Origin of the sequence: Thermatribacter velox (assembly GCF_038396615.1) — a bacterium.
GTDB lineage: Bacteria > Atribacterota > Atribacteria > Atribacterales > Thermatribacteraceae > Thermatribacter > Thermatribacter velox.
Genome location: NZ_CP121689.1, coordinates 845884 through 862297, shown reverse-complemented (window position 1 = coordinate 862297; position 16414 = coordinate 845884). Strand labels below are relative to the sequence as shown.

The window sequence follows — 16414 nt, the reverse complement described above, 5'->3', positions numbered from 1 at the left end:
TTGTTCTTCCTCGATCAATTCTTTGAAAAAATCATCATGGATCTACCTCGACAATTATCAACTGAGAAGGATCGCTGATTGGAACTATCAGAGCGGCAGCCCATTCACCAGATCTTGGGGTGTAATTACCTCCGTTTTGTTCTGCATCCTGCCAAAGATCATAACCAGGATCCCCTGAATTTAAAGTCGTTTGTCCAAGTACTGCCCAGATAGCATTCTGCACTTCTTCCCACGAATAATTATTCCCTGGTTGGTGTCTCGGTTGGTGTCTCTTGTTAATTATGTAATTGACTTTATTCCACTGCGCTTGAGTATAAATAGAGGGACCAGGAATGCTGGAAAGCATTAGACCAGTGTACTCCTTATTAGGGGTTATAGTGTGTTCGGTATCTACGCACCATCCCTCTGTATAACCCTGCAAATAGTCCGGCACACCATCTACCCAGGTGTATTTAAAATATGTATCATTACCTGGATGAGAAACCTCGAATTTAATGTAGTTTTTGGGCAATTCAATGTTCTTAATGCACTGGCAGGGCAGTGTTTCCTCGCATTTTAACGTAAAGTCCAAGCCAGAAACGGAATTATTAACTTCCCTAATATGCTCCTTTGGATTTACAACTGGATAACCGTTGACCAATCTATCTTCATCGGTCACCAGGGCAACTTTGTAGATACCCTTACATAGACCAGTAAATGTGTAGTAACCATTCGAATTAGTAGTGACTTCTTTAGTAAAAGTATAACCACTATTCTCCTGTTTCCATAACTTTACCTTAACTCCTTCTTGACCTTTGTAACCATCACAGGTTTCTCCAACAACCCTGCCACTTATTGTTAAGTCACACTTTGGATTGCTAACCAACCAGAAGTTCTGGTTATAAACATTACCTTGGAGATTAAAATTGTACCATGGTGGGTTTGGTGCTTTGATAGTCATATCGTAAGGTAACGTACTGCTATCAATTTCTACATAATACTGACCGGCTGGAAGATTAGCGAAAAAGTATTTGCCACCGTTCTTGGTTACATATTCCCACCAAATTGCTCCCCCTTTATTTCCTTGGCGCAGCTTAACAGTTACACCGTCCACCCCTTCTCCCAATCCCGAATCATATTGACCAGTAGTACCACCCGGCTTATCCTCAAACACAAATCCAGAAATGGAATACAGTGGTTTTTCAGGTGGTATAAGGTAAAACACCTGATTCGTTACACCACCTGCAGGAAGATTGCTCACTACCCTGGTAAGTGGGGAAGCTGTGTAACCGTCGTATTCTGAAGGAATCCCTACAACTTCAAGAGTGTAGTTTTCACCAGCCACCAAATCGAGAAACGCGAAAGAACCATCAGGTTCAGTGCTATCCAATCGCGAGACTCCGCCTCCAGTAAGCTTTATTTTAACTCCGTTAGCTCCTATCGTTGTGCCAGCAAGGTAAACACTACCGCTTATTGAGCCAGGAATAGGTTGCAACAGGAAATTGTTGTTCAGACTATCCGCATTCAGAGTAACGGTTATGCTATTCGGTGGCGGAGTGCTGGTATAACCCTCTGGGGGGTCAATGGATATGACATAGTTTCCAGCGGGTAGGTTATCGAAAACATATTTACCATCGCTATCTGTCATCGTGGTTCTATTGACTGGACCAGTGAGATAAACAACCACATTAGGTTTGCCTTCACCAGAATCCATGCTTCCGTTTTTATTTTTGTCTTCCCAAACATAACCCTCAATGCGATAGGTCTCCTCAGTCGTAGTTCCACCACCATTGCCTCCACCACCAGTCACGATAACTATTCCACCACCCGGTACTCCTCCACCTGGTGCACCAAAGAGGTTGCGCACAATCGCTGAGGCAAGCTGGGCAACGGTTGCATCCTGCTGGGCATCACGACATGCTTTGAGAGCATTCTCTACTGCTTCTATGAGCTCTGGGGTGGGAACAAATGCTGGTATGTCACTGCACTGTACCTGGTCTGGGTAGAGCTGTTTGGCAACTTCATAGATGATCACTTGAGCAGTGGTGTAGGCATTGGCTTCACCAGCATTGTAGTTACTTCCCTCAGGAATGATTCCCTGCTTCACCCACATGTTTTCTTTCACTTTGGCATAGAGGATGTAGCAGGAATCCTGAGCACCAGATACCTCATACTCACCACACTGGTTGGTGTAGGTGACCAGGTTGTTGCCGTTTTCTCCCATGAGACTTACCTTGACCTCTGGTGCAGGCTCATTGCCTGAGGAAACCTGAGGATTAGCACAGGAAGAAACCACACAATTTGAATCAGGTACTGCCACTTTACCCTGAATACTTACTCCTCCTGGAGAACCAAACTGAGCTCCCTGTTGCAGGCAGCCAGTGAGGAAGAGGAGGAGGAGAAGGAGTAAAGAGGCTACAAGAAGATAATATTTCCTTGACATTTCCAAGACTCCCTTCCTTCAAAGTTTGAATACAAGTTTAGAGAGTCCTGGATTCAAAAACCATCGCCCGAAAGTACTATTTTAAGGTTCCTCAACTCCTATTTCCATGTCCAGTACAATTTGTAACCGTTGTTCACAGAATATCCTGTTTTTTATGGAGTTGAGCGAAAATGAGTAACCAAACGAGAGAAAAGAGAGAAAGCAGGACTGTTTAGATGAAATTTATCAAAAGGCGCAGTTACTCCTGATAATCCACCTTTTGCGAGGCCTCACGGAGCATGTTGTAGAGCTCGTTAGCATCTCTTCCCTTGACAAGGTAGGCATAGGCTCCTCTGCGTAGAGCCTCGTCGCGGTACTCTTCATACATGCTGAGCATGATAACCGGAACCGGCAAGTTTTTTTTGAGCTCTTCAAGAAGGGTTAAACCGTCTGTATCTTGAAGCCGAACGTCGAGAACGATCACATCAGGCCTGAGCTTGTGGAGCAAATTCAAAACTCCCTTGCCCCTGGTGCTTTTTCCCACCACTTTCATGCCGGGTTGATTCTCTATTAAAAACTGCAGGCTCTCCAGCAAAAAGCGGTTATCATCTATCAGAAAAACCTTGACTTCCTCCTTCTTGCAAACCTCAGCGGCTGCTCTCAAACTGAACTCACCCTCCGGTAAAACAACTTTTCAGCATTGTAACCGCAGTCCAGAAAATATTGCTATGGGAAAAAAGTCCTATTTTCACCTTTTTGAAAACCCATATCGATGCTACAATAAGGTCGTGATTGCATTGTCAAACGTAGCCAAAAAAAGAATTGCACGCTCGTTGCTTATAAGGCCGGTACTTGCCTTCTTGTTGGTAGCGTTCCTTTTTTTCTGCTCCCTTAGTGTTTTCTGTGCAGAATCAGTTACCAGGGAAGAGCTCAATGCCTTTTTAAAAGAAACACTTGCTTTCCAGCCTGCGGTAATCAGTGAAGCGAAAGAAAATCCTCTCACTCGTTACGAAGCGGTGGAAACCATACTCAGAGCTATGGGTTATGATTACCTTGCTTCTTTTCTCACCGAAGAGGACCTGAGGGGATTTGGCAAGCTGGAGTTTCCTGCAGAATCCAGAGAAGCGAAAGTGAGCGTTCTTGCTACCCTCCTTTCTCCACCCCTTTTGAAGGGCGATGCAGAGGGTAAGCTGCGTCTTTTCGACTTTTTAACCAGAAAAGAATTCGAATACTTGAAGGAACGGCTCAAAAATTACCAGAGGGAAGGGGTACGCTTTGAATACACCCGGGAAATTGAACCCGGCCTGACCCTCAAGGTATACAAAGAAGGGTTACCTGGTGAAACATTCGGAGAAGGCATCTTTCTTCAGGTGGGCGCTTTTTCAGAAGAAGAAAAGGCAAAACGGGTGAGCCAGTGGCTAAAAGAACTCAACTATTCCACTTCAGTACAGTTCGAGGATGGGCTTTTCAAGGTAAGAGTGGGGCCAGTTGACAAAGAAGAGTTGAGCCTTACTGCTTCACGTTTGAAAAAACAGGGCTTCAATTCTTTCCCGGTATATCTGAAGGCCGGAAAACCCGGTCCCCTTTTCTCTCTTGCACTCCTTTTCGACCCTCAAAAATCAAAGCGCTCCATTTTTCTGGCACTGGCCCAAGACCAGCTGCTGGAGCGGGAAACGCTTTCTTCCCTTGCCCGGCGAAAAGGTGCCCTGTTTGGCATAAACGCAGGCTTCTTTACTCCAGATGGAATTCCCATAGGCCTTCTGATGATTGATGGGAAAATTCTTCGAGAGCCACAGGAAGGATGGTTCGTCTGTGGTTTTACTCCCCAGAACGAAATGGTTATTGGAGAAGTGGTTTTCAAAGCTGAAGTAATAACTTCCAAGGGTTACAGTTTCCCAGTATCAGGTATCAACCGCAAAAACCGCGGTGAAGAACTTGTTTTCTACACTCCAGAATTCGGCCCTCAAACACCGGAACAAAAAGGTGTTGAGTGCATAGTGCGCAGTAAAAGGATCTTTCGCATTGGAACAACCCAGGGTAAAACTTCCATAGAGCCGGGTACCATCGTTCTACAGGGTCAGGGGCGAGGCGCCTCCTGGATGCTTGAAAACCTGAAACCCGGGGAAGAAATCAATTTGAAAATAACGCTTGCTCCCCGGTCAGGAGACCCTGAAATCTGGAAAAAAGTAAATTTCATGATAAGCGGTGGTCCCCTCCTTTTCAGAGAGGGACGAAAAGGACCCTTTGGCGACTTTCGTCAGGAAATTGTGGAAAAGGAACACCCCCGCACAGTGATTGGCAAGACTTCCCGGGGGGAAATTCTTTTTTTGGTAGTCGACGGAAGAAACCCCCGCCACAGCCAGGGATTGACCATCAACCAGCTGGTAAACTTTCTGGAGAAATACCAGGTAACTGACGCTCTTAACCTGGATGGGGGTGGTTCGGTCACTTTCTACTTCCAGGGCAAGGTGCTGAACTTCCCTTCAGACCCCACGGGGGAGCGGAAAATATCAACTGCCTTACTTTTGCGCTGAAACAATGATTTACACCGGAGTCTGCGGCTTCCCCAAAAAGAGAGAGCTCATCTTCCAGAACCTGGACGGAGTGGAAATTCAGGAAACTTTTTACCACCTGGTGAACGAGGCAAAAATTGCCCGCCTGAAATCTGAAGCCCCTCCTGGCTTTACATTTACCATGAAAGCCAACCAGATAATCACTCATTCCTCTACGTCGCCTACTTATCGCAGGTCAAAGCTTCCTGAAGATTTCCGAAAGGAAAACCTGGGTTTCTTTAAACCTACCGAAGAGGTGGAATTCGCTTACCGGCATTCCCTCCTGCTGGCAAAAGTCTTAGAAGCAAAAGCTCTGATATTCCAGTGCCCTCCTTCCTTCAAGCCCAGCGGAGAAAACCTGAAAAACCTCCAGAGTTTTTTCGAAAGCGCTAACCAGGAAAGGCCACAAGAGTTGCTCTTCGGTCTTGAACTCCGTGGGGGATGGCCGGAAGAGCTAATCCAGAAAATCTGCCAGGACTTCGACCTCGTCCACGTGGTCGATCCCTTCCAGGAAAGACCAACTGCAGGCAAGGTCTATTACTTCAGACTGCACGGAAAGGGAAAATACCACTACCGGTACTCAGAAACCGAGCTCCAGGAACTGGTGCAGAGAATAAAACGATTGCCAGAAAAAGAATGTTTTCTATTTTTCAACAATACTTTCATGTATGAAAACGCCTTAGAGATGAAAGCGCTGCTTCTCAAAGGTTCTGAGCGGTCAACATAATCTCCACTTTTTCAACCAGTGCAAGAAGGTCCCTCGGCCGTTCAAGAACATATTCCGGACGCAAATCCAGGACTTTCTCCGGCAACAGGGCACCCCACTTGGCAAAGGCAAAAGCGCAAGGTAGCGACCGCGCTGCAAGAAGGTCATACACGGTATCACCAACGAAAAGAACCTCTTCTTTTTGCACTCCCAGCTTCTCACAGGCCGCCATCAGGGGTTCTGGATAAGGCTTGGGGTGTTGCACCTCATCAGCACATACAGCAACTCTAAACAACCTGCTAATAGGAAACCTTCCAAACTGGGCTTCAAATTCCCTGCGTAATTTGGCAGTAATTAACCCCAGAAAAAGGCCTCTTGCATGAAGCTCCCTTACAACCTCTTCCACTTCAGGGAAGAGATTGGCATCACAAATTTTTTCATCCACGCACCGCTGCCATCTCCTTGAGAACGTTTCCCAAAGTTTGGGTGGAACTCCTAAGCGCTTCATGGTTTCAAAGCCTGGAAGCCCAATCAAGGGATAAAAGAAGGCTTCTGGGAACAATTTGCCTGAAAAATCATGATACACCTTAGCTAAACCCTGAGCCACCAGGCGGTTAGTATCGGTGAGCGTACCATCTATATCGAAAAGTAATGCCCTAAGCATATGTTACCTCCTCCAAAAATTATCAGCCCTTCATTATACCAGAGCCGTCAAGCTCACAAGTAAAAACATTTGCACTTTCCTACTTTTTTGGTAGAATTGAAAATCATTAACCAAGGGAGGGTTCGCTTTGTTTGGACTGCACGATTTCTGGACAGGTTTATCTATTATCCTGTGCATTGCCAGCACCCTGCTCTGTGTTGTTTATGGCGCTCTGAACTGGAACCGGGGCGGGGAGGAAGCGGTGAGCTCTGAAAAGGTGTTGCGTTGGGAAGAGGAAGAAGAAGAGATTGAAGAGTAAAAGGGAGGGGCGAAGATGAATCAAATCGGCATTCTTCTTATTGTTCTGGCGTATCTGGTGATTACCGGCTACCTGGGATACGTGGGGTACCGGCGCACCAAGACCACCACTGATTATCTCCTGGCAGGAAGAGAAGCTCATCCCTATGTCATGGCCATGTCCTATGGGGCAACTTTTATAAGTACCTCTGCAATTGTGGGCTTCGGAGGGGCAGCGGCACTTTTTGGAATGAGTCTTCTCTGGCTTACCTTTTTGAATATTTTTGTGGGAATATTCATTGCTTTTGTCTTCTTTGGACACCGCACCCGGGCTATGGGCTACAACTTGGACAGCCACACTTTGCCCGAACTTTTGGGCAAGCGCTTTCAATCCCGATTTATCCAGATATTCAGCGGAATTGTGATTTTTCTCTTCATGCCCATCTACACTGCCGCAGTGCTCATGGGAGCAGCTCAGTTTTTGGTGGTCAACCTGGGAATGAATTATGAAACAGCTCTCTTTATCTTTTCAGCCATTGTAGCCATATACGTTGTGATGGGCGGTCTGAAAGGAGTTATGTATGCCGACGCCTTCCAGGGAACCATCATGTTTTTGGGAATGATTTTTCTTCTGGTTCTCACTTATGTAAAGCTGGGAGGAGTGGTTAATGCTCATGAGTCCCTCTACCAGCTTAATCCCAAAATAGTGGAAATCATGGGTGCGGCTGGTCACCGAGGTTTCACCCATTTCCCTGCTTTTGGTTCCAACCTGTGGTGGACAGTGCTTTCAACTATCATCCTTGGAGTGGGTATAGGTGTACTTGCCCAACCCCAGCTTGTAGTACGTTTTATGACCGTGCGAAGCAGCCGGGAGTTAAACCGAGCAACCTTGGTGGGAGGAATATTTATTCTGGCTATGACCGGTGTGGCCTTTGTGGTAGGACCGCTCTCCAATGTATACTTTTTCCGCACCATGGGTCAAATATCTTTTCTTGCCGCTAACAAAAACGTGGATGCCATAATTCCGCTTTTCATTCAGAGCGCTATGCCTGCCTGGTTCAACGTGCTCTTTCTGGTCACTCTTTTTGCCGCCGCTATGTCCACCATGAGTAGTCAATACCATACCCATGGGTACCGCCCTGAGTAGAGACGTGGTGGAAGCCTCACTACATAGAAAAAGCACCATCGGAGTGAGTCGCCTGGGAACTTCGATAGCAATACTGTTCAGTACCTTTTTGGCTTGGGGTTTACCCCGCTTTTACGGAGCGGGCTCGGCAATCATCGCCCGAGGAACTGCTCTTTTCTTCGGCCTATGCGCCTCTGCTTTTCTCCCCATGTATGTGGGTGGCATCTACTCGAAAAAGATAACCAAGGCAGGAGCAATAGCCGGAATGCTGGTCGGCTTTTTCGCCAGTATGTTCTGGTTCCTCTTTGTCCACGAGAAAGAGTCAAGCGTACTGCGGGTGTGTCAGGCAATCTTTGGAAGGCCTGCTCTATGGGGATACCCCTGGAACGTAGTCGACCCCATAGTGGTAGCCTTACCCCTTTCAGCTGTGGTCACCATCCTGGTGAGCGCCTTCACTAAAAAGCCAGACCCGGAACACCTCAAAAACTGCTTTAACGGAATAGAAAAGTAATAGAAACGGATTTTCTCCTTGCTCCGGACGTTTAACCCGGAGCAAGGAGAAAGCAAAAGTCAAGATCTTTTTTCTTGGCTTTCGGTAAGCCTTGCCCGGCTGACCAGAGTAGCAATATCCACCCGGTCCTTCAGTTCCAGCTTGCGTAAGATATTACTGATGTGGTTTTTGACGGTGCTTTCGCTTATATAGAGTAGTTCTGCAATTTCCCGGTTGCTTTTTCCTTGTGCTATTAACCGGGCAATCTCTATTTCTCTTGGGGATAACCGCTCAAAAAGGAGCGACCTTTCCTCTTCGGGGTCTTCCTTGCGCATCATCTCAAGCACTTTCATATACACCCCGGAATCCAGTAGCACTTCTCCAGAAAGGCAAGCCCGAATGCTTTTCAAAAGGCGTTCGGGAGAGGAATGCTTCAAGATATAACCCCGGGCTCCTTCTCTAACTGCACGGTAGATAACCTCTTCGCTCTCCTCCACAGTGAGCATAAGCACCGGAAGGTCAGGATTGTCTTTGCGCAATTTACGCAAAACCTGGATGCCATCTTCACCGGAAAGATTGATATCCAGAATCACCAGGTCCACTTCTTGCTCAGGGATTTTTCTTAGAGCCTCCTGATAGCTGTAAGCGACACAAACCACCTCAAAATCCTCTTCCTCTTCAAGAAGCTTGCGCAGGCCAGAAACAAAAATGGGGTGATCATCCACCAGAGCTATTTTGTATTTTCTCATCCTTGAAGCACCTCAAGGGGTATGGTTGCCCGTACTTTGGTTCCTTTGCCCGGCGAGGAAAGAATACGCAACCTGCCTTTCAAGAGACGCACTCGAGTTCTCAGGTTAGTAAGACCAAAATGCTCTCCAGTCGCTTTTCTCACCTCACTTGGTGAAAAACCAACCCCATCGTCTTCGATGGAAATATGAAGTTTTCCATCTTCTCGCACCCCAACCATGACCTTTGCTTCACGAGCGTGAGCATGTCTCTGCACGTTAGAAAGCGCTTCCTGCACTATGGAAACAATGGTCTTGTAAACCCAGAAAGGCATCTTACCGTAACCCAGATGAAACTCCTTTTGCACCTTAACCTGTGGGGGGATAAACTTTTGTACCACTTCTTCAAGCCTGGACTCAAGCTCCCTATTGGAAACAAAGCTCCCTTTTAATTCAGAGAGAATGAACCGCGACTCCTCAATTCCTGCTGAAGTCAAAAGTTTTATTTTCTCTACCAGTAAACGCGTAGCAGCATCTTCCATCGGCAATTTTCCCTCCAGAAAATGAAAATAAATTTGCAAGGAAGCAAGAATCTGGGCTAAACCATCGTGCAATTCCCTGGCCAAGCGGTTTCTTTCTCTTTCTCGAGTAAACTTCTCAGTAGTCTTCAAAAAGTATAGATTATCGAGACAGGACACAGCAAGTGTCGCGACAATGGAAAGAATGAGTAAGTCCAGCAGGTCAAGCTTTTCATTGAGGAAAACCACCAGGACATACTTATCCGTATGAGCAGAAACCATGGGCAAAAGAAGTGATTCCCTACCATTGAACCTCACAAGCCCTGGAAACTTTTTGTCCAGCACTTCTTTTATCGGTTGGTGCAGACTATCGAGCTTACCCCAACTGAGTTCCGCTGGCCAGTTGGCCCTGAACACCCGGTAAGGGCGTCGAGCTGAGAGTTTAAAAACAGCCATCTCCGAAGCGCCAGTGAGCATCCTCACCGAGTTGCTCAACCCTTCAAACACTTCCTCAGCACTTTCAAAACATCTCACGCTGCCAAAAAGAGAGATGATTTCAGAAAGCGCAACGATACGGCTCTCTCGCTGATTGCGCAGGAAGTTTTCCCGCAAAAGCAGGGCAATACTCTCAGCCAGTGCTTCCAGGCGAGGAATATCCCGCTCACTGAAGCGCCGTGATACAGCGTTGAGATTTAAAACGCCCACCACCTCTCCATTCTCATAGGAAACTGGCAGGGAAATTGAGGAGTGCAGACGGCTCCTTCGACGACTCAAATTTTGAGGGTCTCTATCGTCTATGATTAGAGGCTGTCCGCTCTCAGAAACCAGTGCCGAAACACTTGCTTCTCTGGTATCAACTCGCTTTCCCAGGTGCTCTGGAAAAATATTTTTTCCAGCAGCAATATAGAGTTGTTCCGACTCATCTTTGAGAAGTAAAGAACCACTTTCTGAACCAGTCATCTCGATGGCCAGCTCCAAGATGCGATCCAGAATTTCTTTTTCTCGAGGAGAAAAAACCCATTTTTTGCTCTTAATAGAAAACCCCTCCCTTTAGGGGATTATTATAACACGGCTTTTTTTCCTAAAAAAGTGAAATCATTCTCCAATCCTGTGGTATAATTAAAATCGGACAAGGAAATAAAAGTTGTTGAACTTAAAGTGCTGCGCCTGCGGTGAGGAGCAACTCTGAAACCAAGGGTGAGAGAAATGAAGCCCGGTTTGCGCGCTCTCGCAGGCCGGGCAACTTTTTTAAAGGGGGATGCTCATGAAAAGCGAGGCAACTTTGCAAACCAGAAGACTCAACATTGAGGAGTGGATGCGAGAAGTAATCAAGGAAGACGAAATAGACCGCTACCTTGAAAAGGGTCAGGACTTCATAAACGATGAGCGTATTGAAGAATTGCTCAATGCCAATCGCAATCCTGAGCCGACAAAAGTAAGGGAAATACTTGCAAAATCCCTGAGCTTGGAGCGTTTGGAACCTGAAGAAACAGCTACTCTTTTGAACGTGGAAGATGAAGAACTGTGGGAAGAAATTTTTAGCACCGCAGCTTTGGTTAAGAAAAAAGTCTATGGAGACCGCATTGTAACCTTTGCGCCGCTTTACTGCAGCAACTATTGTGTGAACAACTGCCTTTACTGCGGTTTCAGAAAAGATAATGACCGTCAGAAAAGGCGTCGCCTGACCATTGAAGAAGTGAGAAAGGAAGCCGAGGTTTTGGTATCCTTGGGACATAAAAGGCTCATCATGGTCTACGGAGAGCATCCACTCTCTGACATAGACTACATAAAAAGTACCATCGAAGCCGTGTATGAAACTCGAGTGGGTAACGGTGAAATTCGCCGGGTCAACGTCAATGCTGCCCCCATGGATATAAGCAGACTCAAAGTCCTCAAAGAGGTGGGAATTGGTACTTTTCAGGTATTCCAGGAAACCTACCACCACGAAACCTATCGCAAGGTGCATCCCCAGGGAATCAAGGCCAACTACCGATGGAGACTTTACGCTTTACATCGCGCTCAGGAAGCGGGCATAGACGATGTGGCCATAGGTGCTCTGTTTGGACTGTACGACTGGAAATTTGAGGTAATGGGTCTTCTCTACCACACCATAGACCTTGAAAAACATTTCGACGGAGTGGGTCCGCATACCATATCTTTCCCCAGATTAGAGCCGGCAGTGAACACCCCCTTTATCCAGGAAACCCGCTATAAAGTAAACGACCGTGACTTCAAAAGGCTGGTAGCGGTGCTTCGTCTCTCAGTTCCCTATACGGGTCTCATCATTACTGCACGTGAGCCGGCGCATATCCGCAGAGAAGTGCTCCAGGTGGGATGCACCCAAACCGATGCCTCGACCAAGATAGGCATAGGTGCTTACAGCGACCGCTATCAGGAACAGGAGCTGGAAAGACAACAGTTCATGATTGGAGACCCCCGTTCGCTCGATGAAGTAATCCGAGAATTTGCTGAACTTGGATACCTGACCTCTTTCTGCACAGCAGGTTATCGCTGCGGACGGACGGGAAGATATTTCATGGACATTGCCAAAAAGGGGAAGGTCCATCTTTTTTGCATGCCCAACGCCATTTTAACCTTTAAGGAATATCTGATGGACTATGCTTCCCCGGAAACGAGAAAGGTTGGAGAAGAACTTATTTCCAAAAAGCTACCAGAAATCGAACCCCAAACCAGGGCTATCGTCGAGGAATACCTGCAAAGGATTGAAAAAGGTGAGCGTGATCTTCGAATTTGACCACTGGGTTCGGGAAGTAGAAAGAGAACTTCAGAATATTGACGGCTTGGTTGCCAAACTTGAATACCTGGCCAGAGCCCTGAAAGAGCGCTATGGCATAGCGGTAAGGTTTGTAGAAATACTGGGAAAACGGTGGTCACATCTTGCTGGCTGGGGTGGTGAATACCCTTCTCCTCACCTTGAACAGGTGCAGCTTTCCGAAAAACTGGGAATGGTGATTGAAACCAACCACCCCATCTCAGCCCAAGAAATGGAAAGGGTAACTCTCTGGATTAAGGAAAAAGTGCTACCAGTGGTTACCCAGGAAGTCAATTAGGAGTGCCGGAAATATCTGAGTAAGTGGTTAGGAATCTCTAAAGGACTCAAGTTCCTTGAGCATACGATAGGGCTTGGTCAGAATCCGCAAGGGAAGATTTTTCAGGAATTCGGTCAGGTCCTTTTCATATTCTTCGCTCAAGCGCCTGGGTTTGGTAAGCACTCTTTCCACCAGTTCTTCTCCATAAAGAGCCAGCAACTTTTTCTTATCGAATCCGATTTCCAGACCACATTTTTTACATATGATGGACTGCACAATGCCCGCCCGGTAAATTATTTCATGCTCCACTTCTTCCTGGCATTGCAAACAGTAAAGAGAAGTGGTCAGCTTTTCTCCATCCAAACTTTAAACCCTCCTCAAGAACCGCTTTCAACACGGATAGCAAAAGCATCACTTACCACCGAAAGTTTACGGATATGCTCCAGAGCAAGCTGCAACTGGCTTTCCGGAGTATGGTGAGTTAAAAAGTAAATGTGGGTAAGCTGGTCAGGAACGCTCACCGGTTGCTTCACCGCCGAAAGACTTACTCCACAAGCCCCAAACTCAGCAGCTATTTTCCCCAGAACACCAGGGCGGTCATAAGCCAGTATCCTCACACAATACTGGTTAACGACCTCTTTCATAGGCTTAACCGGAAAATTAGCAGTGAAGTTATACCCCGCTCTCCCCCGGCAGGAGTACTTCAAGTTTCTTATCGCCTCTATTATATCACCCACGATGGCACTACCCGTAGCTTCTCCACCAGCACCTGGACCTATAAAGGTCAAATTGCGAGTTCTTGACTTCACAAAGATGGCATTCTCAACGCCATTTACCGAAGCTAAAGAGTGCCAGGAAGGCAGAAGCACCGGATGCACTCTCAATTCAAGCTGATTTTTATCTTTTTTAGCGATAGCCAGAAGTTTTATAACGTAACCAAGTTCCCGCGCGAAATCAATATCTTGAGGCAGTAAAGCGGTAATACCTTCCCTGTACACCTGGTCAACATCCACCTGGGTACGAAAAGAAAGCGAAGCGAGAATAGCAATTTTGTACGCAGCGTCAAAACCCTCCACATCCATGGTGGGTACTGGTTCTGCATAACCAAGCCTCTGTGCTTCTCTAAGCGCTTCCTGGTAGGACACACCCTTCAAGGACATTTCAGAAAGAATAAAATTGGTGGTGCCGTTGACGATACCAAAAATTTCCTCAATGTCATCTCCCAGAAGCTGTTCCTTAAGGGCATGAATTATGGGAATACCCCCGCCCACCGAGCCTTCAAAGAAAAGCTCACTACCGCTTTGCAAGGCCACTTGCAGGAGTTCCTTTCCCTTTTTGGCAATAAGTTCCTTGTTTGGAGTCACCACAGTTTTACCCCGTTCCAGAGCCTCTTTTACAATGCTAAAAGCTGGCTCCAGGCCTCCTATCGCTTCCACCACAATGTCAATGGAATCGTCGTTCAAGATTTCAGCAGGGTCTTCACCGCGCAGCGAGGGAGGAATTACAATGGAACGGCTTCTAATCCAGTCTTTATCAACGATTTTTACCACTTCAACAGTCACACCAAGTGCTCTTTCTATCTCGAACTTCTGTTCCCAGAGAACCTTGACCGTGCCGGAACCTACAGTCCCAAAACCAATAATACCGATGTTAACCCTGGTCCTCTTTTCCTCCATACTGCTCCTCCTTCAAATGTTGATTACTTTACTCAAAAAAGCTCTGGTGCGTTCGTTGCGGGGGTTGTAAAAAATTTCTTCTGGAGTACCCTCTTCTATAATCTTACCATCGTCAATATACACAACTCGGTCAGCAACCTCCTTGGCAAAGCCCATCTCATGGGTCACCACAATCATGGTCATTCCCTCCTGCGCCAGCTCCTTCATAACTTCTAAAACGTCTTTGACTGTCTCTGGATCCAGCGCTGAGGTGGGCTCGTCGAACATCATAACCTTGGGGTTCATCGCCAGAGAACGAGCAATGGCCACTCGCTGCTTTTGGCCTCCCGAAAGCTGCCAGGGATAAGCGTCCTGTTTGTCGAGCAAACCCACCTTCTGGAGAAAGTTTCGGGCTATTTTCTGAGCCTCCTGAAGAGGTATTTTTTTCACCTTGACCGGGGCCAGTGTGATATTCTGGAGGACCGTCATGTGAGGAAAAAGGTTAAAATTCTGAAAAATCATCCCGATGGACTGCCTGACTTTATTCAGGTCCACTCCGTTCTGGTGAATATCCACACCATCCACCAGCACTCTGCCGCTCTGTATCGGCTCCAGACCGTTCAGGCAGCGCAGGAGAGTACTCTTACCAGAACCAGAGGCCCCGATAATCGCTACTACTTCTCCAAAGCGAACTCTGAAGTCAATATCTTTTAAAACATGGTGTTTCCCAAAATACTTGTTAAGACTCTCAACCTCGATGACCCACTCACTCATTGTACTGGAGCCTCTTTTCCGAGTATTTCACCACTTTGGAAATCGCATAGGTCATTAAAAAGTAGAACAAAGCCACTCCCGTCCAGATTTCGAAGGATTTAAAAGTTCTGGTAATGATAATCTGACCAGTACGGGTGAGTTCGGCAATGGCAATGGTGGAAACCAGCGAAGAATCTTTTAAAAGCGCAATGAATTCATTGCCCAGAGGAGGCAAAATACGCACGAAAGCTTGAGGAAGAATCACGTAGCGCATGGCCTGCCCCCAGGTCATACCCAAGGAACGGGCAGCTTCCATCTGTCCCTGGGCAATGGATTCAATACCTCCCCGCACAATTTCGCCCACATAAGCACCACTGTTGATACCCATCGCAATAATTCCAGCAACAAAAGGGTCCAGGTTAAGACCCAGCGAAGGAAGAGCAAAATACACAATGAATATCTGCACCAGAAGGGGAGTACCCCGGATAAGTTCGATATAAGCCGAAGAAATAAGACGAAGAACAGGGTTGGGCCAAACCCGACCCAACCCTGCCAGAATGCCTATCACCAACCCCAGGGCAATGGAAAACGCAGTAACCCTCAGAGTCATTGAGGCTCCAATTAAAAGAGCAGGAAAAGCACGGAAAAGGGCTGCAAAGTCAAAGTGCAAACCTTACTTCCTCCTGAAAATTTTATTGATTGCTACCAAACCACTTATTGTATATCTCGTCATATTTACCAGATTCTTTAATCTTGCGCAGCGCTTCATTGATGGCCTGCAAAAGCTCGACATCCCCTTTACGCATAGTAACTCCGTAGCGGTCCTCACCTTCACGGAAAGTTCCTGCTATTTTCATTTGAGGAAGCATGCGCATCCGGTAAGCAACTTCAGAAAGGTCGTTCACCACTGCATCGGCTCTTCCATTCAAAACCTCCATGTAAGCCTTGTCAATGGTGTCAAAACGCTTTACAGTTACCCCTTCAATTTCGGAAACCGCAAGGTCGCCAGTGGTGCCGATTTGCACAGCAACCACCTTGCCAACCAGGTCTTCTGGGCCTTTAATAGAATCGTTATCCTTCAACACAGCAATGGCTTGAGAGGTAACATAATAGGGATCGCTCATCTCTTTGGACTTTAACCTCTCTTCGGTGATGGAGGTTGAAGAAATGATGACGTCGAATTTTTTGGCATCCAGAGCAGGGAAAATGCCATCCCAAGCAGTATCCACAAAAACAGCCTCAACTCCCAACTCTTCGGCTATAGCCCTGCCCAGGTCAATATCAAAACCCACGATTTCACCGTTTTCGTCATGAAATTCCATTGGGGGATACGTTGCGTCAGTGCCAATGATCAGTTGACCCCTGGCCTTGATTTCATCAAGGGTTGAAGCAAAGGCAAACCCAAAAGCAAAAAGTGTCATAACCAGTACCAATAAACAAACTAAAAATCTCTTCACAAACACCGCCTCCTTTGTTTTCGAAAATAATACCATCCTTC

15 protein-coding genes and 1 pseudogene are annotated in these 16414 nt (G+C 46.7%); 6 read left to right on the top strand and 10 right to left on the bottom strand.

Features of this window, described 5'->3' with window-relative positions; genetic code table 11:
• Window positions 1-34: 34 nt before the first annotated feature.
• Complete coding sequence (locus QBE54_RS04275) at window positions 35-2422, bottom strand: collagen binding domain-containing protein (RefSeq protein ID WP_369019115.1); 2388 nt, start codon at window positions 2420-2422, stop codon at window positions 35-37.
• Window positions 2423-2660: 238 nt separating this feature from the next.
• Window positions 2661-3065, bottom strand: coding sequence for a response regulator transcription factor (locus tag QBE54_RS04270; protein ID WP_369019114.1), 405 nt, complete (start codon window positions 3063-3065; stop codon window positions 2661-2663).
• Between the two features lie 199 nt (window positions 3066-3264).
• On the opposite strand from QBE54_RS04270, the gene QBE54_RS04265 reads away from it, so the two are divergent.
• Window positions 3265-4935 (top strand): phosphodiester glycosidase family protein, encoded by a 1671-nt coding sequence (locus tag QBE54_RS04265; RefSeq protein WP_369019113.1) that lies wholly within the window; start codon window positions 3265-3267, stop codon window positions 4933-4935.
• 4 nt (window positions 4936-4939) lie between these two features.
• Complete coding sequence (locus QBE54_RS04260) at window positions 4940-5680, top strand: DUF72 domain-containing protein (RefSeq protein WP_369019112.1); 741 nt, start codon at window positions 4940-4942, stop codon at window positions 5678-5680.
• Here the strand turns inward: QBE54_RS04260 and QBE54_RS04255 are convergent.
• On the bottom strand, window positions 5655-6323 hold the full coding sequence (locus tag QBE54_RS04255) for an HAD family hydrolase (protein WP_369019111.1): 669 nt from the start codon (window positions 6321-6323) through the stop codon (window positions 5655-5657). The genes QBE54_RS04260 and QBE54_RS04255 overlap by 26 nt on opposite strands.
• A 127-nt stretch (window positions 6324-6450) precedes the next feature.
• Between QBE54_RS04255 and QBE54_RS04250 the strand changes: the two genes are divergently transcribed.
• Both QBE54_RS04250 and QBE54_RS04245 read left to right on the top strand, forming a co-directional pair.
• Window positions 6451-6621 (top strand): symporter small accessory protein, encoded by a 171-nt coding sequence (locus QBE54_RS04250; RefSeq protein ID WP_369019110.1) that lies wholly within the window; start codon window positions 6451-6453, stop codon window positions 6619-6621.
• A 15-nt stretch (window positions 6622-6636) separates the two neighbouring features.
• Window positions 6637-8236, top strand: a pseudogene (locus QBE54_RS04245) (sodium:solute symporter).
• A gap of 59 nt (window positions 8237-8295) precedes the next feature.
• Here QBE54_RS04245 and QBE54_RS04240 read toward each other — a convergent pair.
• Both QBE54_RS04240 and QBE54_RS04235 read right to left on the bottom strand, forming a co-directional pair.
• Entirely contained in the window at window positions 8296-8964 is a 669-nt protein-coding gene (locus QBE54_RS04240) for a response regulator (RefSeq protein WP_369019109.1), read from the bottom strand.
• Window positions 8961-10436: a GAF domain-containing sensor histidine kinase gene (locus QBE54_RS04235; protein ID WP_369019108.1), complete on the bottom strand. Its 1476-nt coding sequence runs from the start codon at window positions 10434-10436 to the stop codon at window positions 8961-8963. Before QBE54_RS04235 ends, QBE54_RS04240 begins: the two co-directional genes overlap by 4 nt.
• Window positions 10437-10722: 286 nt before the next feature.
• Here QBE54_RS04235 and hydG point away from each other — a divergent pair, with 286 nt between their 5' ends.
• Both hydG and QBE54_RS04225 read left to right on the top strand, forming a co-directional pair.
• Window positions 10723-12213: a [FeFe] hydrogenase H-cluster radical SAM maturase HydG gene (gene hydG, locus QBE54_RS04230; protein WP_369019107.1), complete on the top strand. Its 1491-nt coding sequence runs from the start codon at window positions 10723-10725 to the stop codon at window positions 12211-12213.
• The gene (locus tag QBE54_RS04225) at window positions 12191-12529 is read left to right on the top strand and encodes a hypothetical protein (RefSeq protein ID WP_369019106.1); all 339 of its coding nucleotides are present in this window, start codon (window positions 12191-12193) and stop codon (window positions 12527-12529) included. The genes hydG and QBE54_RS04225 overlap by 23 nt, the downstream gene beginning before the upstream one ends.
• Window positions 12530-12556: 27 nt before the next feature.
• On the opposite strand, the gene QBE54_RS04220 is transcribed toward QBE54_RS04225, so the two are convergent.
• The 5 genes from QBE54_RS04220 to QBE54_RS04200 are packed head-to-tail and all read right to left on the bottom strand — an operon-like array spanning window position 12557 to window position 16373.
• Complete coding sequence (locus QBE54_RS04220; RefSeq protein WP_369019105.1) at window positions 12557-12871, bottom strand: bh protein; 315 nt, start codon at window positions 12869-12871, stop codon at window positions 12557-12559.
• A gap of 14 nt (window positions 12872-12885) precedes the next feature.
• Window positions 12886-14184 carry a homoserine dehydrogenase gene (locus tag QBE54_RS04215; protein ID WP_369019104.1) on the bottom strand — a complete coding sequence of 433 codons (1299 nt, stop codon included), beginning with the start codon at window positions 14182-14184 and terminating at the stop codon, window positions 12886-12888.
• A gap of 12 nt (window positions 14185-14196) precedes the next feature.
• Complete coding sequence (locus tag QBE54_RS04210; protein ID WP_369019103.1) at window positions 14197-14937, bottom strand: amino acid ABC transporter ATP-binding protein; 741 nt, start codon at window positions 14935-14937, stop codon at window positions 14197-14199.
• The gene (locus QBE54_RS04205) at window positions 14930-15586 is read right to left on the bottom strand and encodes an amino acid ABC transporter permease (RefSeq protein WP_369019102.1); all 657 of its coding nucleotides are present in this window, start codon (window positions 15584-15586) and stop codon (window positions 14930-14932) included. Before QBE54_RS04205 ends, QBE54_RS04210 begins: the two co-directional genes overlap by 8 nt.
• 22 nt (window positions 15587-15608) lie before the next feature.
• Window positions 15609-16373, bottom strand: a complete 765-nt coding sequence (locus QBE54_RS04200) for a basic amino acid ABC transporter substrate-binding protein (RefSeq protein WP_369019101.1) — start codon at window positions 16371-16373, stop codon at window positions 15609-15611.
• Between the last annotated feature and the right edge of the window lie 41 nt (window positions 16374-16414).